16 protein-coding genes are annotated in these 17,314 nt (G+C 71.2%); 1 reads left to right on the plus strand and 15 read right to left on the minus strand.

Annotated elements, in window-relative coordinates; all coding sequences use genetic code 11:
* Positions 1–64: 64 nt before the first annotated feature.
* The 8 genes from pyrF to pyrR all read right to left on the minus strand — a co-directional run bounded on the left by pyrF (position 65) and on the right by pyrR (position 10,123).
* Positions 65–910 (minus strand): orotidine-5'-phosphate decarboxylase, encoded by an 846-nt coding sequence (gene pyrF, locus AVL59_RS33870; RefSeq protein ID WP_067318080.1) that lies wholly within the window; start codon positions 908–910, stop codon positions 65–67.
* Positions 911–915: 5 nt separating this feature from the next.
* Positions 916–2,022, minus strand: a complete 1,107-nt coding sequence (locus tag AVL59_RS33875; RefSeq protein ID WP_067312385.1) for a quinone-dependent dihydroorotate dehydrogenase — start codon at positions 2,020–2,022, stop codon at positions 916–918.
* A 145-nt stretch (positions 2,023–2,167) separates the two neighbouring features.
* Positions 2,168–5,476 (minus strand): carbamoyl-phosphate synthase large subunit, encoded by a 3,309-nt coding sequence (gene carB, locus AVL59_RS33880; protein WP_067312388.1) that lies wholly within the window; start codon positions 5,474–5,476, stop codon positions 2,168–2,170.
* Positions 5,469–6,611 (minus strand): glutamine-hydrolyzing carbamoyl-phosphate synthase small subunit, encoded by a 1,143-nt coding sequence (carA, locus tag AVL59_RS33885; RefSeq protein WP_067312390.1) that lies wholly within the window; start codon positions 6,609–6,611, stop codon positions 5,469–5,471. The genes carB and carA overlap by 8 nt, the downstream gene beginning before the upstream one ends.
* The gene (locus AVL59_RS33890) at positions 6,608–7,168 is read right to left on the minus strand and encodes a PH-like domain-containing protein (RefSeq protein WP_067312393.1); all 561 of its coding nucleotides are present in this window, start codon (positions 7,166–7,168) and stop codon (positions 6,608–6,610) included. The genes carA and AVL59_RS33890 overlap by 4 nt, the downstream gene beginning before the upstream one ends.
* The gene (locus tag AVL59_RS33895) at positions 7,165–8,451 is read right to left on the minus strand and encodes a dihydroorotase (RefSeq protein WP_067312396.1); all 1,287 of its coding nucleotides are present in this window, start codon (positions 8,449–8,451) and stop codon (positions 7,165–7,167) included. The genes AVL59_RS33890 and AVL59_RS33895 overlap by 4 nt, the downstream gene beginning before the upstream one ends.
* A gap of 5 nt (positions 8,452–8,456) precedes the next feature.
* The gene (locus tag AVL59_RS33900) at positions 8,457–9,437 is read right to left on the minus strand and encodes an aspartate carbamoyltransferase catalytic subunit (protein WP_067312398.1); all 981 of its coding nucleotides are present in this window, start codon (positions 9,435–9,437) and stop codon (positions 8,457–8,459) included.
* A 125-nt stretch (positions 9,438–9,562) separates the two neighbouring features.
* Complete coding sequence (gene pyrR / locus AVL59_RS33905; RefSeq protein WP_067312401.1) at positions 9,563–10,123, minus strand: bifunctional pyr operon transcriptional regulator/uracil phosphoribosyltransferase PyrR; 561 nt, start codon at positions 10,121–10,123, stop codon at positions 9,563–9,565.
* 252 nt (positions 10,124–10,375) lie between these two features.
* On the opposite strand from pyrR, the gene bldD reads away from it, so the two are divergent.
* The gene (gene bldD, locus AVL59_RS33910; protein WP_014671524.1) at positions 10,376–10,879 is read left to right on the plus strand and encodes a transcriptional regulator BldD; all 504 of its coding nucleotides are present in this window, start codon (positions 10,376–10,378) and stop codon (positions 10,877–10,879) included.
* A gap of 219 nt (positions 10,880–11,098) precedes the next feature.
* Here bldD and nusB read toward each other — a convergent pair whose 3' ends face one another.
* The 7 genes from nusB to aroC all read right to left on the minus strand — a co-directional run bounded on the left by nusB (position 11,099) and on the right by aroC (position 17,195).
* Positions 11,099–11,527 carry a transcription antitermination factor NusB gene (gene nusB, locus AVL59_RS33915; RefSeq protein ID WP_067312404.1) on the minus strand — a complete coding sequence of 143 codons (429 nt, stop codon included), beginning with the start codon at positions 11,525–11,527 and terminating at the stop codon, positions 11,099–11,101.
* 2 nt (positions 11,528–11,529) lie between these two features.
* Entirely contained in the window at positions 11,530–12,096 is a 567-nt protein-coding gene (gene efp / locus AVL59_RS33920) for an elongation factor P (protein WP_067312407.1), read from the minus strand.
* Positions 12,097–12,152: 56 nt separating this feature from the next.
* Complete coding sequence (locus tag AVL59_RS33925) at positions 12,153–13,259, minus strand: aminopeptidase P family protein (RefSeq protein ID WP_067312410.1); 1,107 nt, start codon at positions 13,257–13,259, stop codon at positions 12,153–12,155.
* 167 nt (positions 13,260–13,426) lie between these two features.
* Positions 13,427–14,242 carry a Pro-rich N-terminal domain-containing protein gene (locus AVL59_RS33930; RefSeq protein WP_067318082.1) on the minus strand — a complete coding sequence of 272 codons (816 nt, stop codon included), beginning with the start codon at positions 14,240–14,242 and terminating at the stop codon, positions 13,427–13,429.
* A gap of 165 nt (positions 14,243–14,407) precedes the next feature.
* The gene (gene aroB / locus AVL59_RS33935) at positions 14,408–15,499 is read right to left on the minus strand and encodes a 3-dehydroquinate synthase (RefSeq protein WP_067312413.1); all 1,092 of its coding nucleotides are present in this window, start codon (positions 15,497–15,499) and stop codon (positions 14,408–14,410) included.
* Positions 15,496–16,005: a shikimate kinase gene (locus AVL59_RS33940; RefSeq protein WP_099053337.1), complete on the minus strand. Its 510-nt coding sequence runs from the start codon at positions 16,003–16,005 to the stop codon at positions 15,496–15,498. Before AVL59_RS33940 ends, aroB begins: the two co-directional genes overlap by 4 nt.
* 5 nt (positions 16,006–16,010) lie before the next feature.
* Positions 16,011–17,195 carry a chorismate synthase gene (aroC, locus tag AVL59_RS33945; protein WP_067312419.1) on the minus strand — a complete coding sequence of 395 codons (1,185 nt, stop codon included), beginning with the start codon at positions 17,193–17,195 and terminating at the stop codon, positions 16,011–16,013.
* Positions 17,196–17,314: the final 119 nt, after the last annotated feature.

Below are 17,314 nucleotides of genomic sequence, written 5' to 3' on the forward strand. Positions count from 1 at the left end.
ATTTGAGGATGTATTCACACTCAGGTCGCCCTGGTGACGCCCATCGGAGCCGCCTGCGAAGACCTCAGCCGCCGGAAACCGCGGTCCGGATCTCCTCCGCGAAGCGCTCCGTGGCCGAGCGCAGCGCCCCGACGTCGGGTCCGTGCCGCAGCACACCCCGGCTGACGTTCGGGACGACGTTGCGCACCGCGGCCCCGAAGACCCTCGGAAGGTCGGCCGGCGTCGCCCCCTGGGCACCGACGCCGGGCGCGAGGAGCGGACCGTTGATGTCCAGGTCGTACGACGACAGATCGCCCACCGTGGCGCCGACGACCGCCCCGAAGGAGCCCAGCGGCTCCTCGCCCGCGTTCTCGGCGGCCAGGTGGGCCAGCATGGTCGCGCCCACGGTGCGGCCGTCGGCGCGGACCGCGTGCTGGACCTCGGGGCCCTCCGGGTTCGAGGTCAGGGCCAGGACGAACAGCCCGGCGCCGCTCTGCCGGGCCAGCGCGACGGCCGGGCTGAGCGAGCCGTAGCCGAGGAAGGGCGAGACGGTCAGGGCGTCGGAGAACAGCGGGGCCTCCGGGTGCAGGAAGGCCTCCGCGTACCCGGCCATGGTCGAGCCGATGTCGCCCCGCTTGGCGTCCATCACGACCAGGGTGCCGGCCGCCCGCGCCTCCTGGACCGCCTTCTCCAGAACGGCGACGCCACGCGAGCCGAACCGCTCGAAGAAGGCGCTCTGCGGCTTCATCACGGCGACCCGGTCGGCCACCGCCTCGACGACCGTGCGGCTGAACCGCTCCAGACCGGCCACGTCGTCGTTCAGGCCCCACTCGGCCAGCAGGGAGGCGTGCGGGTCGATGCCGACGCACAGCGGGCCGCGCTCGTCCATCGCGCGGCGCAGACGGGCACCGAAGGGCTCGTACGAGGTCATGCCGGTCACACTGACTTCCTCACGTCGGCGCCGACCGCGTCGGCGAGGGTGGCGTACGGGCTGGTGCGCAGGCGCGCGGCGAGGCCCTTGTGGATCGCGCGGGACCAGAAGGGCCCCTCGTAGATGAAGGCGCTGTACCCCTGGACCAGCGTGGCGCCGGCCAGGATGCGCTGCCAGGCGTCCTCGGCGGTCTCGATGCCGCCGACGCCCACCAGGGTGATCCGGTCGCCCACGCGCGCGTACAGGCGGCGCAGGACCTCCAGGGAGCGCGCCTTCAGGGGCGCGCCGGAGAGCCCGCCGGTCTCCTTCACCAGCGCGGGGTCGGACCTCAGACCGAGGCCCTCGCGGGCGATGGTCGTGTTGGTGGCGATGATGCCGTCCAGGCCCAGCTCCACGGCCAGGTCGGCGACCGCGTCGACGTCCTCGTCCGCGAGGTCGGGGGCGATCTTCACCAGGAGCGGGACGCGCCGGTTCGCCACCGTACGGTCCGCGGCCTCGCGGACGGCGGTGAGGAGCGGGCGCAGCGCCTCGGTGGCCTGCAGGTTGCGCAGGCCCGGCGTGTTCGGCGAGGAGACGTTCACGACCAGGTAGTCGGCGTACGGCGCGAGCCGCTCGGCGGACTTCACGTAGTCGCCGACGGCCTCCGCCTCCGGGACGACCTTGGTCTTGCCGATGTTGACGCCGACGACGGTCCTGAAGACGGGTTCGCGGGCGGCGAGGCGCGCGGCGACCGTGAGGGACCCGTCGTTGTTGAAGCCCATGCGGTTGATCAGCGCCCGGTCCGCGACGAGCCGGAACAGCCGCTTCCTGGGGTTGCCGGGCTGGGCCTCACCGGTGACCGTGCCGATCTCGACGTGGTCGAAGCCCAGCATCGACATGCCGTCGATGGCCACGGCGTTCTTGTCGAAGCCCGCGGCGAGCCCGAAGGGGCCGTGCATGCGCAGCCCGAAGGCCTCGGTGCGCAGCTCCTTGTAGCGGGGCGCGAGGGCGGCCGCGACGAAGGTACGCAGCACGGGGATGCGGACGGCGCGGCGGATCCAGCGGAAGGCCAGGTGGTGGGCCTGCTCGGCGTCCATCCGCCGGAAGACCAGGCGGAAGAAGAGGTGATACATCGAATGTCCTCACACGGAGGGGGGACACCGTTTCCGGAGTCCCCCCTCGTAGGCGGCTGATGGTCCGCGCCCCGAAGGGGCGCAGGGAACTGCGCGACCGGCCACAGCCGGCCCGCAGCGTGGCACACGGCCTCTTCGCGGAGCGCTAGTCGCGGGCCGCGGTCAGGTGTTCCGCGTGCTCCTGGAGCGAGCGGACGCCCACGTCACCGTGGTTGAGGGCGTCGATGCCCTGGACGGCCGCCGCGAGCGCCTGGACGGTCGTCAGGCACGGCACGGAGCGGGCCACCGCGGCCGTACGGATGTCGTAGCCGTCGAGGCGGCCACCGGTGCCGTACGGGGTGTTGACGATCAGGTCGACCTCGCCGTCGTGGATGAGCTGGACGATGGTCCGCTCGCCGTTCGGGCCGGTGCCCTCGGACTGCTTGCGCACGATCGTGGCGTTGATGCCGTTGCGCTTGAGGACCTCGGCCGTGCCGGAGGTGGCGAGCAGCTCGAAGCCGTGCGCGACCAGCTCACGGGCCGGGAAGATCATCGAGCGCTTGTCGCGGTTGGCGACCGAGATGAAGGCGCGGCCCTTGGTGGGCAGCGGGCCGTAGGCGCCCGCCTGCGACTTGGCGTACGCCGTGCCGAAGACCGAGTCGATGCCCATGACCTCGCCGGTGGAGCGCATCTCCGGGCCGAGGACGGTGTCGACGCCGCGGCCCTGGATGTCGCGGAAGCGCGACCACGGCATGACGGCCTCCTTGACGGAGATCGGCGCGTCCAGCGGCAGCTCGCCGCCGTCGCCGGTCGCCGGAAGCAGCCCTTCCGCGCGCAGCTCGGCGATGGTCGCGCCCAGCGAGATCCGGGCGGCGGCCTTGGCCAGCGGCACCGCGGTCGCCTTCGAGGTGAAGGGGACCGTACGGGAAGCGCGCGGGTTGGCCTCCAGGACGTAGAGGATGTCGCCCGCCATCGCGAACTGGATGTTGATCAGGCCGCGCACGCCGACGCCCTTGGCGATGGCCTCGGTGGAGGCGCGCAGCCGCTTGATGTCGAAGCCGCCCAGCGTGATCGGGGGCAGGGCGCACGCCGAGTCGCCGGAGTGGATGCCGGCCTCCTCGATGTGCTCCATGACGCCGCCGAGGTACAGCTCCTCGCCGTCGTACAGGGCGTCGACGTCGATCTCGATGGCGTCGTCCAGGAAGCGGTCGACGAGGACCGGCCGGGAGGGGCTGATCTCGGTCGACTCGGCGATGTAGGAGGCGAGGCGGGTCTCGTCGTAGACGATCTCCATGCCGCGCCCACCGAGGACGTAGGACGGCCGGACCAGGACCGGGTAGCCGATCTCGTCGGCGATGGACTTGGCCTCGGCGAAGGTCGTCGCCGTCCCGTGCTTCGGCGCGGGCAGGCCGGCCTCGGCGAGGACGCGGCCGAAGGCACCGCGGTCCTCGGCGGCGTGGATCGCCTCGGGAGAGGTGCCCACGACCGGCACGCCGTTGTCCTTCAGGGCCTGCGCGAGGCCCAGCGGGGTCTGGCCGCCCAGCTGGACGACCACACCGGCGATCGGGCCGGCGAGGGACTCCGCGTGGACGATCTCCAGCACGTCCTCAAGCGTCAGCGGCTCGAAGTAGAGGCGGTCGGAGGTGTCGTAGTCCGTGGAGACGGTCTCCGGGTTGCAGTTGACCATCACGGTCTCGTACCCGGCGTCGGAGAGCGCGAAGGAGGCGTGGACGCAGGAGTAGTCGAACTCGATGCCCTGGCCGATGCGGTTGGGGCCGGAGCCCAGGATGATCACCGCGGGCTTCTCGCGGGGCGCGACCTCGGTCTCCTCGTCGTAGGAGGAGTAGAAGTACGGCGTCTTCGCGGCGAACTCGGCGGCGCAGGTGTCGACCGTCTTGTAGATCGGGCGGATGCCGAGGGCGTGCCGGACCTCGCGGACGACGTCCTCGCGCAGGCCGCGGATCTCGCCGACCTGCTGGTCGGAGAAGCCGTGCCGCTTGGCCTCGGCGAGCAGCCCGCGGGTCAGCTCGGGTGCCTCGGAGAGCTCGTCCGCGGTCTCCTTGATCAGGAAGAGCTGGTCCACGAACCACGGGTCGATCTTCGTGTACTCGAAGACCTCCTCGGGCGTGGCACCGGCGCGGATGGCCTGCATGACCGTGTTGATCCGGCCGTCGGTGGGGCGCACGGCCTCGCGCAGCAGCGCTTCCTTGTCGCCGGGCTCACCGACGAAGGTGAACTGGCTGCCCTTCTTCTCCAGCGAGCGCAGCGCCTTCTGGAAGGCCTCGGTGAAGTTGCGGCCGATGGCCATGGCCTCGCCGACCGACTTCATGGTGGTGGTCAGCGTGGAGTCGGCCTGCGGGAACTTCTCGAAGGCGAACCGCGGGGCCTTCACGACGACGTAGTCGAGCGTGGGCTCGAAGGAGGCCGGGGTCTCCTGCGTGATGTCGTTCGGGATCTCGTCCAGGGTGTAGCCGACGGCCAGCTTGGCGGCGATCTTGGCGATCGGGAAGCCGGTCGCCTTGGAGGCGAGCGCCGAGGAACGCGACACGCGCGGGTTCATCTCGATGACGATCACACGGCCGTCGTCGGGGTTCACCGCGAACTGGATGTTGCAGCCGCCGGTGTCGACGCCGACCTCACGGATCACGGCGATGCCGATGTCCCGCAGGATCTGGTACTCGCGGTCGGTCAGCGTCATCGCGGGCGCGACCGTGATCGAGTCACCGGTGTGCACGCCCATGGGGTCGAAGTTCTCGATGGAGCAGACGACCACGACGTTGTCGTGCTTGTCGCGCATCAGCTCCAGCTCGTACTCCTTCCAGCCGAGGATGGACTCCTCCAGGAGCACCTCGGTGGTCGGCGAGAGGGTGAGGCCCTGGCCGGCGATGCGGCGCAGCTCCTCCTCGTCGTGCGCGAAACCGGAGCCGGCGCCGCCCATGGTGAAGGACGGGCGGACGACGACCGGGTAGCCGCCGAGCTGCTCGACGCCCTTGAGGACGTCGTCCATGGAGTGGCAGATCACCGAGCGGGCGGACTCGCCGTGGCCGATCTTGGCGTGGACGGCCTCGACCACGGCCTTGAACAGTTCGCGGTCCTCGCCCTTGTGGATCGCCTCGGGCTTGGCGCCGATCAGCTCGACGCCGTACTTCTCCAGGACACCGTTCTCGTGCAGCGAGATGGCGGTGTTCAGGGCCGTCTGGCCGCCCAGGGTGGGCAGCAGGGCGTCGGGGCGCTCCTTGGCGATGATCTTCTCGACGAACTCGGGGGTGATCGGCTCGACGTAGGTGGCGTCGGCGATCTCCGGGTCGGTCATGATCGTCGCCGGGTTGGAGTTGACGAGGATCACCCGCAGGCCCTCGGCGCGCAGGATGCGGCACGCCTGGGTGCCGGAGTAGTCGAACTCGGCGGCCTGGCCGATGACGATCGGGCCGGAGCCGATGACCAGGACGGACTGGATATCGGTGCGCTTAGGCACGCTGGCCCTCCATCAGGGAAACGAAGCGGTCGAACAGGTAGGCGGCGTCGTGCGGGCCCGCTGCCGCTTCGGGGTGGTACTGGACGGAGAAGGCCGGCTGGTCGAGCAGCTGCAGCCCCTCCACGACGTTGTCGTTCAGGCAGACGTGCGAGACCTCGGCGCGGCCGAACTTCGTCTCGCTGACCTTGTCGAGCGGCGCGTCGACGGCGAAGCCGTGGTTGTGCGCGGTGACCTCGACCTTGCCGGTCGTACGGTCCTGGACCGGCTGGTTGATGCCCCGGTGGCCGTACTTCAGCTTGTACGTGCCGAAGCCGAGGGCGCGGCCGAGGATCTGGTTGCCGAAGCAGATGCCGAACAGCGGCGTCCTGCGCTCCAGGACGGCGGTCATCAGGGCCACCGGGCCGTCGGCCGTGGCCGGGTCGCCGGGTCCGTTGGAGAAGAAGACTCCGTCCGGGGCGACGGCGTAGACGTCCTCCACGGAGGCCGTAGCCGGGAGCACGTGCACCTCGATGCCGCGCTCGGCCATGCGGTACGGGGTCATGCCCTTGATGCCGAGGTCTATGGCGGCGACGGTGAAGCGCTTCTCGCCGATCGCCGGGACGACGTAGGCATCCTTGGTGGCGACCTCCTCGTAGAGGCTCGCGCCCTTCATGTGCGGCTGGGCCTGCACGCGCTCGATCAGCTCGGCCTCGGGGGCGATCGCCTCGCCGGAGAAGACGCCGGCGCGCATGGAACCGCGCTCGCGCAGGTGGCGGGTGAGGGCGCGGGTGTCGATCCCGGAGATGCCGACCACGCCCTGCGCGACCAGCTCGTCGTCCAGGGAGCGCTTGGCGCGCCAGTTGGACGGCACGCGCGCGGGGTCGCGCACGACGTAGCCGGAGACCCAGATGCGGCTCGACTCGTCGTCCTCGTCGTTCCAGCCGGTGTTGCCGATCTGCGGGGCGGTCGCGACGACGATCTGGCGGTCGTACGACGGGTCGGTGAGGGTCTCCTGGTAGCCGGTCATGCCGGTGGAGAACACGGCCTCGCCGAAGGTCTCCCCCACGGCCCCGTAGGCACGGCCGCGGAAGATGCGGCCGTCCTCCAGGACGAGTACGGCGGGAACCTTCGCGGCTCCCCTGGTGGAGGTCGTCATCGTGCGCCTTCCGTGTCGTTGATCATGTGGTTCAGGGTGTCGACCCACTCGGTGTGCTCGGCCGCGTGGTCGGAGCGGAAGCCGGAGTCGATCAGCTTGTCCCCGTGCGCCCAGGTCACCACCAGCAGTCCGCCCTCGGTGAGGACCTTGCCGGCGATGCCCTTGTCCAGCCGGGCCTCGCGCAGCGCCGCGGCGGGGACGAAGAAGTCCGTCGCCCCGGGGCGTACGACGTCCAGACCCGCCTCCGTCAGGGTGAGCTCGGCCCGGCTGCGGGTGCCGAGGCCGTGGGCCACGATGCGGTCCAGCCACTGCCCGGCGGTGGTCGAGCCGTGGTAGCGGCCGCTCATCGTCAGTCTGGCCTCGCCGGGCTCGTCCGGCGCGCTGGGCAGCTCGGGCAGGTCGCCCTGGAGGGTGCCGCGCCACTTCCAGCCCTCGCGCATCAGCCAGTAGACGAGCGCGACGAAGAGCGCGAGGCCGACGAGCCAGCCGATGCGGGCCCCCCAGTCGGTGACCTCGGCCGACCTCTTCGCCTCGGCCAGCAGGATTACAGGTGTCACGTGAGCTTCCCGTCGACGAGCGTCGCCTTGCCCCGCAGCCACGTGTGGGTGACACGGCCCGGCAGCTCGCGTCCCTCGTACGGGGTGTTGCGGCTGCGCGAGGCGAAGCCCGCGGGGTCCACCTGGCCACGGTATGCCGTGTCGACGAGGGTGAGGTTGGCGGGCTCACCGGCCGAGACGGGACGGCCGTGCCCGGTGGCCTGTCCGATCTGCGCGGGCTTGGAGGACATGCGGTCGGCGACGCCGGCCCAGTCCAGCAGGCCCGTGTCGACCATGGTCTCCTGGACCACTGACAACGCGGTCTCCAGGCCCACCATGCCCATGGCGGCCGCGGCCCACTCGCAGTCCTTGTCCTCGTGCGGGTGCGGGGCGTGGTCGGTGGCGACGATGTCGATCGTGCCGTCGGCGAGCGCCTCGCGCAGGGCGTGCACGTCCCGCTCGGTGCGCAGCGGCGGGTTGACCTTGTAGACGGGGTTGTACGTGCGCACCATCTCGTCCGTCAGGAGCAGGTGGTGCGGGGTCACCTCGGCGGTGACGTCGATCCCGCGCGACTTGGCCCAGCGGACGATCTCCACCGAGCCCGCGGTCGAGAGGTGGCAGATGTGCACGCGGGAGCCGACGTGCTCGGCGAGCAGGACGTCCCGGGCGATGACCGACTCCTCGGCGACGGCCGGCCAGCCGCCCAGCCCGAGCTCGGCGGAGACGATGCCCTCGTTCATCTGGGCGCCCTCGGTCAGCCGCGGCTCCTGTGCGTGCTGGGCGACGACACCGCCGAAGGCCTTCACGTACTCCAGGGCGCGGCGCATGATCACGGCGTCGTCCACGCACTTGCCGTCGTCGGAGAAGACGGTGACCCCGGCGGCCGACTCGTGCATGGCGCCCAGCTCGGCGAGCTTGCGGCCCTCCAGGCCGACCGTGACGGCGCCGATGGGCTGCACGTCGCAGTAGCCGTGCTCCTGGCCGAGCCGCCAGACCTGCTCGACCACACCGGCGGTGTCGGCGACCGGGAAGGTGTTGGCCATGGCGAAGACGGCGGTGTAGCCGCCGCTCGCGGCCGCCCGGGTGCCGGTGAGCACGGTCTCGGAGTCCTCGCGGCCCGGTTCGCGCAGATGGGTGTGCAGGTCGACCAGGCCCGGCAGCAGCACCTTGCCGCCGGCCTCGATCACCTCGGCACCCTCCGCGGACAGCCCGGTGCCCACCGCGGCGATGGTCTCGCCGTCGATCAGCACGTCCTGCGGCTCGCCGCCGAGCACCTTCGCACCACGGATCAGGATCTTGCTCATGGGTCTTACTTCTCCTCGGTGGTACGGGCGTGGGTGACGGCGGGCTCGTTGCCGCCCAGCAGCAGGTACAGGACGGCCATCCGGATGGAGACTCCGTTGGCGACCTGCTCGACGACGGTGCAGCGCTCGGAGTCGGCGACCTCGGCGGTGATCTCCATACCGCGGACCATCGGGCCGGGGTGCATGACGATGGCGTGCTCGGGCATCTTCGCCATGCGGTCGCCGTCGAGGCCGTAGCGGCGCGAGTACTCGCGCTCGGTCGGGAAGAACGCGGCGTTCATGCGCTCGCGCTGGACGCGGAGCATCATCACCGCGTCGGACTTGGGCAGTGTGCTGTCGAGGTCGTACGACACCGCGCACGGCCAGCTCCCGACGCCGACCGGCACCAGGGTGGGCGGGGCGACCAGAGTGACCTCGGCGCCGAGGGTGTGCAGCAGGTCGACGTTGGAACGGGCGACCCGGCTGTGCAGGACGTCGCCGACGATGGTGATCCGCTTGCCGGACAGGTCCTGGCCGAGGCCGGCGTCCCGGCCGACCAGGCGGCGGCGCATGGTGAAGGCGTCCAGGAGGGCCTGGGTGGGGTGCTGGTGGGTGCCGTCACCGGCGTTGATGACGGCGGCGTCGATCCAGCCGGAGTTGGCGAGGCGATAGGGGGCTCCGGAGGCGCCGTGCCGGATGACGACGGCGTCGACGCCCATGGCCTCCAGGGTCTGGGCGGTGTCCTTCAGGGACTCGCCCTTGGAGACGCTCGACCCCTTGGCGGTGAAGTTGATGACGTCGGCGGACAGGCGCTTCTCGGCGGCCTCGAAGGAGATCCGCGTGCGCGTTGAGTCCTCGAAGAAGAGGTTGACGATCGTGCGGCCGCGCAGGGTCGGCAGCTTCTTGATCGGCCGGTCGGCGACCCGGGCCATCTCCTCGGCGGTGTCGAGGATCAGGACGGCGTCGTCGCGGGTGAGGTCGGCGGCCGAGATGAGATGACGCTGCATCTGTCAGGCTCCGTAAGGCAGTTCAATCGGGATCCGGGGGCCTGGGGGGATGCCCCCCAGAGGGCACAGCGGGGCAAACCGGGGCGCGTACCGGCATGCCGAAGCCGCCGTGCGCGCCCGACTCGCTACTGGTCGGCCGGCTTCACACCGAGCAGCACGGTGTCGCGACCGTCCTCCTCGGCGAGCTGGACCTTGACCGTCTCCCGCAGCGACGTGGGGAGGTTCTTGCCGACGTAGTCGGCGCGGATGGGCAGTTCGCGGTGGCCTCGGTCGACCAGGACCGCGAGCTGCACCGCGCGCGGACGCCCGATGTCGTTCAGGGCGTCGAGGGCGGCACGGATGGTGCGGCCCGAGAAGAGCACGTCGTCGACGAGGACGACCAGCCGGCCGTCGATGCCGTCACCGGGGATCTCGGTGCGGGCCAGCGCACGCGGCGGGTGCATGCGCAGGTCGTCGCGGTACATGGTGATGTCGAGCGAGCCGACGGGGATCTTGCGGTCGGTGATCTGCTCCAGCTTGGCGGCGAGCCGCTGGGCGAGGAAGACGCCGCGGGTCGGAATGCCGAGGAGCACCACGTCGTCGGCGCCCTTGGCACGCTCGACGATCTCATGGGCGATACGGGTCAGTACCCGTGCGATGTCGGGACCCTCGAGAACGGGCCGCGCATCGGACGTATATGTGTCCATACGAAACGGACCTCCTTCTCCGCCTCACGGGACGGACCTTAAAGGACGTCGGATTTGCGCCATCAACGTTAGCAGGTCCCCGGGAGGCCACGATCACCCACTTGGCTCAATCGGCTGCCACTACCACGGAAGAGTCGGTGTGGACCATTCGGCTTGACGCACAAGAGTCACGCTGCGTAACCTCACAGTGAGTTACCAGCCGCGCGGCGGGAAACCCAACCGACCGCGTCGACACAGTGTCCGGGGAGCTATATGTCCAGCGAATACGCCAAACAGCTCGGGGCCAAGCTCCGGGCCATCCGCACCCAGCAGGGCCTTTCCCTCCACGGTGTCGAGGAGAAGTCACAGGGTCGCTGGAAGGCCGTGGTGGTCGGTTCGTACGAGCGCGGTGACCGCGCGGTGACGGTGCAGCGCCTGGCCGAGCTGGCCGATTTCTACGGCGTTCCGGTGCAGGAGCTGCTGCCGGGCACCACGCCGGGCGGCGCCGCCGAGCCGCCGCCGAAGCTGGTTCTGGACCTGGAGCGGCTGGCCACCGTGCCGGCCGAGAAGGCAGGTCCCCTGCAGCGCTACGCGGCCACGATCCAGTCCCAGCGCGGCGACTACAACGGCAAGGTGCTGTCGATCCGCCAGGACGACCTGCGCACGCTGGCCGTCATCTACGACCAGTCCCCCTCGGTCCTCACCGAGCAGCTGATCAGCTGGGGTGTCCTGGACGCGGACGCGCGCCGCGCGGTGGCCACGCACGAAGAGGCCTGAGCCCGCTCAACACCACAGCAGAAACGTGCCGCCGGGGCGGCCCGAACCATGGGTTCGGGCCGCCCCGGCGGCGTTTTCGCGGCTCTTGCGGCCGCTTCTCGATGCGGGCCGGCGCCCATGCCAAAGGGGCGCGGGGAACTGCGCGACCAGCCACGGACGACCGTCGGTCGTCCGGCTGCCGCAGTCCCACGGCGCCCCTTCCCGGCTGAGCCTCTTCCGCTAGCCGCGGCGCAGGGTCGGCTTGAGTTCCTTCAGCCGACCGAGCAGGCCGTTCACGAACGACGGCGACTCGTCGGTCGAGAACTCCTTCGCCAGCTGCACCATCTCGTCCAGGACCACGGCGTCCGGGGTCTCGTCGACCCAGATCAGCTCGTAGGCGCCCAGGCGCAGGATGTTGCGGTCCACGACCGGCATCCGGTCGAGCGTCCAGCCGACCGCGTACTGGGCGATCAGCTCGTCGATGCGCTTCGCGTGTTCCGCGTAGCCCTCGACCAGCTGCATCGTGTACTCGCTCACCGGCGGCTGCCGGGTGTCGGTACGGGACAGCCGGACCCAGTCCGCGAGGACCGTCAGGACGTCGGCGCCGCGCTGGTCGCCCTCGAAGAGGATCTGGAAGGCGCGCTTGCGGGCCGTGTTGCGAGCGGCCACGGTTAGCTGTTCACCCGGCCGAGGTAGTCGCTGGTGCGGGTGTCGACCTTGATCTTCTCACCGGTGGTGATGAAGAGCGGCACCTGGATCTGGTGGCCGGTCTCCAGGGTGGCGGGCTTGGTGCCACCGGTGGAGCGGTCGCCCTGGACGCCCGGCTCGGTCTCCTGGATGGTGAGCTCGACGGCGGCCGGAAGCTCGACGAAGAGCACCTCGCCCTCGTGCCGGGCAACGGTCGCTTCGAAGCCCTCGATCAGGAAGTTGGCGGCGTCGCCGACGGTCTTCCGGTCGATGTGCAGCTGGTCGTAGGTCTCCATGTCCATGAAGACGAAGTACTCGCCGTCCATGTACGAGAACTGCATGTCGCGCTTGTCGACAGTGGCGGTCTCGACCTTGACGCCGGCGTTGAAGGTCTTGTCGACCACCTTGCCGGACAGCACGTTCTTCAGCTTGGTGCGCACGAAGGCCGGGCCCTTGCCGGGCTTGACGTGCTGGAACTCGACGACGGACCAGAGCTGGCCGCCTTCGAGCTTGAGCACCATGCCGTTCTTGAGGTCGTTCGTGGAAGCCACGGTTGCGGAATCTCCTGGACTGACGTACGACCCCGGGGCACGCGCACAGCGCGAGGCTAGAGCGCGAGCAGCTCCTTGGTCGTGATGGTGAGTAGCTCGGGTCCGCCGTCCGCCTCGGGGCGTACGACGAGCGTGTCATCGATCCGGACGCCGCCCCGGCCCGGGAGGTGGACCCCCGGTTCGACGGTGACCGGCACGCAAGCGTCCAGTTTACCCATGGCCGCGGGCGCCAGCTGCGGGTCCTCGTCGTTTTCGAGTCCGACGCCGTGTCCGGTCAGCGGTGGCAGGGCTTCCGCATAGCCCGCGGAATCCAGCACCTGGCGTGCCGCACGGTCGACGTCGCGGTAGGCGGCGCCGGGCGCCAGGGACTCGCGTCCGGCCCGCTGAGCCGCGAAAACGAGGTCGTACAGCTCGATCTGCCAGTCGGCGGGCGAGGTCCCGATGACGAAGGTACGGCCGATCTCGCAGCGGTAGCCGCGGTAGGTGGCACCCAGGCACACGGAGAGGAAGTCTCCCTCCTCCACGCGGCGGTCGGTGGGACGGTGGCCCCGGCGGCCGGAGTGCGGCCCGGTGGCCACGGAGGTCGGGAAGGCCGGCCCGTCGGCCCCGTGGTCGACCAGCCGCCGCTCCAGCTCCAGCGCGAGGTGCCGCTCGGTGCGCCCGACCAGGATCGACTCCAGCAGCTCGCCGAGCGCCTGGTCGGCGATCTCGGCCCCGATCCGCAGGCAGGAGATCTCCTCCTCGTCCTTGACCACCCTGAGCTGCTCGACGGCCGAGCCGAGATCGGCCAGGCGCAGCCTGGGGGCGACGGAGGAGAGGGCTCTGTGCCGGGCGACGGTGAGGTGGTGTTCCTCCACCGCGAGGGACTCGGCGCCCTGGCCGTCGGCGAAACCGGCGGCCGCCACGGCGGGGTCGCCCCCGGGCGAGGCGAGGACCTGCAACGCCAGCGCCTCGTCGGGCCGGCCCTCCGCGGGCCGGTCGTCGGGCGGAACGGCGCACACCAGCACGTCCTGGCACTTGCCGAGGAGCAGGACTGCGCCCTGGGGCGCGGCACCCGACAGGTAGCGCACGTTGGCCGGGCGGGAGATCAGTGCTGCCGCGGTGCCGGCCGCGTTGCAGCGCTCCCTGAGCCGGGCTCGGCGGGTCGCGTACACCTCTGACATGAGATGAGCGTATGAGTTTTGTCCGAGTTGTGCTGGTTTGTTGGGGCCGAGTGGGGTGGGTGCGGTGGCGTCTTCGGGTGGGGGCCGGCGGGAGCCGGTCGCGCCCACGCGGCGGAGCCGCACACCGATACCGCCCCCCGCCCCCGGGTATCCCCGGACCCGCTCGCCTACCAGCTCGGCGGGCTTGCGATCGACCTGGCCAGGACGTCGTCCAGCACTCGGGCCGTGCCCGGGACGTCCAGCTGGGAGTTGTCGATGATCGGGAGACCCGAGCCGTACCAGCCGGCCATGCGGCCGTGGATGCGGGCCACCTCCTCGTCGGTGAGTCGGCGGTTCCCGGTGCGTTCGGCGTTGCGCTCCAGGACGATGTCGAGGCCCGGGAGGAGGACCACCGGGAGCAGGCCGGGGCCGACGTGGCGCTTCCAGCCGCCCAGGCCCACCACGGGGCGGTCGGGGAAGACGGCGTCGTCCAGGATGCAGGAGATGCCGTTGGCCAGGAAGTTCCGCGCGGCGAAGCCGCAGGTGCGGCGGGCGAGGCGGTACTGGGCCTCGGAGTTGTCGTTCCACCCCGACTGCGGGTTCGCGTAGCCCGAGCGGACCCACTCGCGTACGTCGTCCAGGCTGATGTGGGCGGTGGGCACCCGGCGGTGGGTCGCCCAGTACTTGGCCACGCTGGTCTTGCCCGCACCCGCGGGGCCGATCAGCAGTACGGCCAGGGTGGTGGCCGTCGGGTCCGGAACGGAGACCGCGGCCGGAGGTGCAGTGGGCACACCGACCGGGCCGCCGGGCGGCAGCGGTACGTGACCGGTGGTGTCGGGAGCCGGCGGGAAACCCGGCGCGAGTGGCGGCGGAGGTACGGGTGCGGGACCCTGGTGGGCTCCCGGCTGCGGGCCCGGGTGGTGGGCGGCCGGTGCCCAGCCGGCGTGCGGTCCCTGCCCCGGCTGGTGGGGCGGCGGCAGCGGAGACCCCACTGCGTGCTGCATCCGTTGCCACTCCGTCTCGTACACACATTTGGCGCTGGCAGGCGGGTGCGGAGCCCGCTCCTCACCGAACGGTACCGCCCCCGGTCGTCGTTTGGTGAAACGACCGGGGGCGGTCCGAAGTGCCCGGCCCTGAAAGGGAATCGGACGGAAGGAACAGTCGGGTACTTACTGGCCCACTTCTCCATAGGCGGCGAGCAGGACCGCGGGGTCCGGGCCCTCCAGGACGGTGGGCTTGCCCAGGCCGTCGAGGACGATGAAGCGCAGCAGGTCACCGCGGGACTTCTTGTCGACCTTCATGGTCTCCAGCAGCTTGGGCCACTGGTCGTAGCGGTAGTGCAGGGGCAGGCCGACCGACTCCAGGACCGTGCGGTGGCGGTCCGCCGTCGCGTCGTCCAGGCGGCCCGCCAGACGGCCGAGTTCGGCGGCGAAGTGCATGCCGACCGCGACGGCCGCGCCGTGCCGCCACTTGTAGCGCTCGTTCTTCTCGATGGCGTGGCCGAGGGTGTGGCCGTAGTTGAGGATCTCCCGCAGACCGGATTCCTTCAGGTCCGAGGAGACCACGTCCGCCTTCACCCGGATCGAGCGCTCGATCAGCTCGGCCGTGTGCGGGCCCGCCGGGGTCCGGGCGGCCTCGGGGTCGGACTCGATCAGGTCGAGGATCACCGGGTCGCAGATGAAGCCGGCCTTGATGATCTCCGCGAGGCCGGAGACGTAGTCGTTGACCGGGAGGGAGTCCAGCGCGGCCAGGTCGCACAGGACGCCGGCCGGCGGGTGGAAGGCGCCCACCAGGTTCTTGCCCTCGGCGGTGTTGATGCCGGTCTTGCCGCCGACCGCCGCGTCGACCATGGCGAGCACGGTGGTGGGGACGGCGATCCAGCGCACCCCGCGCAGCCAGGTCGCGGCCACGAACCCGGCCAGGTCCGTGGTCGCGCCGCCGCCGACGCCGACGATCACGTCGGTGCGGGTGAAGCCGGACTGGCCGAGCGCCTTCCAGCAGTAGGCGGCGACCTCCGCGGTCTTGGCCTCCTCGGCGTTGGGCACCTGGATGGCGACGGCCTCGTAGCCCTGCTCGGCGAGGTCGGCGCGCAGCGCGTCGCCGGTCTCGGCCAGCGCCTCCGGGTGGATCACCGCGACCCGCTTGGCCTTTTGACCGACCAGCCCGCCCAGCTCGCCCAGGAGTTGCCGGCCGACCAGCACCTCGTAGGGGTCGGTGCCCGCGGTGCCGGCGACCTGGATCCGGGTGACTGCCTCGCTCATGCTTCCTTCAACTCCAGTGCGTCCAGCGCCTGTTGGGTGACCTCTTCGGGAGTGCGGCCGTCGGTCGGCACGACGGCGGTGGCGACCTCCTCGTACAGATGACGGCGGGCCTCCATCAGCTCGCGCCACTGCTTGCGCGGGTTGACGGCGAGCAGCGGCCGGGCCGCGTTGAGGCCGGTGCGCTTGACGGCCTCCTCGACGTCCATCGCGAGGTAGACCACCCGGTGCCCGGCGAGCAGCGCACGGGTGTCCGGGTCGAGGATCGCGCCGCCGCCGAGCGCGAGGACACCCTCGTGCTCGGCCAGCGCGGTGCGCACCGCGCCCTTCTCGATCGCGCGGAAGGCGTCCTCGCCGTTGTCCACGAAGATCTCGGCGATGGTGCGGCCCTCGGCGGCGACGATGTCGTCGTCGGTGTCCCGGTAGCCGGTCCCGAGCCGCTCGGCCAGCAGCCGCCCGACGGTGGACTTGCCCACACCCATCGGGCCGACCAGTACGACCGCAGGCATGGCGGTCACCGGATGGCGAGGTTGTCGAGGTAGGACAGCACGTTCCGCCGGGTCTCCGGGACGGAGTCGCCGCCGAACTTCTCCGCGACGGCGTCGGCGAGGACGAGCGCCACCATGGCCTCGGCGACGATGCCGGCGGCCGGGACCGCGCACACGTCGGAGCGCTGGTGGTGGGCCTGGGTGGCCTCGCCGGTCGTGACGTCGACGGTCTGCAGGGCGCGGGGCACGGTCGCGATCGGCTTCATCGCGGCGCGCACGCGCAGCAGCTCGCCGGTGGTCAGGCCGCCCTCAGTGCCGCCGGAGCGGCCGGTGGCCCGCTTGATGCCGTCGGGGGTGGTGAGGATCTCGTCGTGCGCCTTGGAGCCGGGCACGCGGGCCAGCTCGAAGCCGTCGCCGACCTCGACGCCCTTGATCGCCTGGATGCCCATCAGGGCGGCGGCCAGGCGGGCGTCCAGCCGGCGGTCCCAGTGCACGTGCGAGCCGAGGCCGACCGGGACGCCGTAGGCCAGCACCTCGACCACGCCGCCGAGCGTGTCGCCGTCCTTGTGGGCCTGGTCGATCTCCGCGACCATCGCCTTCGAGGCGTCCGCGTCCAGGCAGCGCACCGGGTCGGCGTCCAGCTTCTCGACGTCGGCCGGGGTCGGGTAGACGCCGTAGGGAGCCTTGGCTGCGGCCAGCTCGACCACGTGGGAGACGATCTCGATGCCGGCCGTCTGCTTCAGGTACGACCGGGCGACGGCGCCGAGCGCCACGCGGGCGGCGGTCTCACGGGCGGAGGCGCGCTCCAGGATCGGCCGGGCCTCGTCGAAACCGTACTTCTGCATGCCGGCGAGGTCGGCGTGACCGGGCCGGGGCCGGGTCAGCTTGGCGTTGCGGGCGAGGCCCGCGAGGATCTCGGGGTCGACCGGGTCGGCCGCCATGACCTGCTCCCACTTGGGCCACTCGGTGTTGCCCACCATGATCGCGACCGGGGAGCCGAGGGTGAGTCCGTGCCGGACGCCGCCCAGGAACGTGACCTCGTCACACTCGAACTTCATCCGCGCACCGCGGCCATAGCCGAGCCGCCGCCGAGCCAGGTGGTCCGCCACCATCTCCGTGGTGATCGGCACGCCGGCGGGAAGCCCCTCCAGCGTCGCGACAAGTGCGGGACCGTGGGACTCCCCCGCGGTCAGCCAACGCAGCCTGCTCAACGGTGCTCCTCAGTGTTCGCGCCCGGTACTGCCCGCGTACGCGCGTCCTCGCGTACGGCGACGGCGCGACCGGGTGCGCGACCCCGGTCCGCCACCTACGATCCTCCCACGTCCGGGGC

Source organism: Streptomyces griseochromogenes (assembly GCF_001542625.1).
Taxonomy (GTDB): domain Bacteria; phylum Actinomycetota; class Actinomycetes; order Streptomycetales; family Streptomycetaceae; genus Streptomyces; species Streptomyces griseochromogenes.

Bases quoted from the DNA above. Each gene is read 5' to 3' on its own strand.
- AVL59_RS33875 (WP_067312385.1), bottom strand. From the start codon at position 2,022: ATGTATCACCTCTTCTTCCGCCTGGTCTTCCGGCGGATGGACGCCGAG.
- AVL59_RS33930 (WP_067318082.1), bottom strand. From the start codon at position 14,242: ATGCAGCACGCAGTGGGGTCTCCGCTGCCGCCGCCCCACCAGCCGGGG.
- AVL59_RS33925 (WP_067312410.1), bottom strand. From the start codon at position 13,259: ATGTCAGAGGTGTACGCGACCCGCCGAGCCCGGCTCAGGGAGCGCTGC.
- AVL59_RS33895 (WP_067312396.1), bottom strand. From the start codon at position 8,451: ATGAGCAAGATCCTGATCCGTGGTGCGAAGGTGCTCGGCGGCGAGCCG.
- bldD (WP_014671524.1), top strand. From the start codon at position 10,376: ATGTCCAGCGAATACGCCAAACAGCTCGGGGCCAAGCTCCGGGCCATC.
- AVL59_RS33940 (WP_099053337.1), bottom strand. From the start codon at position 16,005: ATGCCTGCGGTCGTACTGGTCGGCCCGATGGGTGTGGGCAAGTCCACC.
- pyrR (WP_067312401.1), bottom strand. From the start codon at position 10,123: ATGGACACATATACGTCCGATGCGCGGCCCGTTCTCGAGGGTCCCGAC.
- aroB (WP_067312413.1), bottom strand. From the start codon at position 15,499: ATGAGCGAGGCAGTCACCCGGATCCAGGTCGCCGGCACCGCGGGCACC.
- pyrF (WP_067318080.1), bottom strand. From the start codon at position 910: ATGACCTCGTACGAGCCCTTCGGTGCCCGTCTGCGCCGCGCGATGGAC.
- AVL59_RS33900 (WP_067312398.1), bottom strand. From the start codon at position 9,437: ATGCAGCGTCATCTCATCTCGGCCGCCGACCTCACCCGCGACGACGCC.
- carA (WP_067312390.1), bottom strand. From the start codon at position 6,611: ATGACGACCTCCACCAGGGGAGCCGCGAAGGTTCCCGCCGTACTCGTC.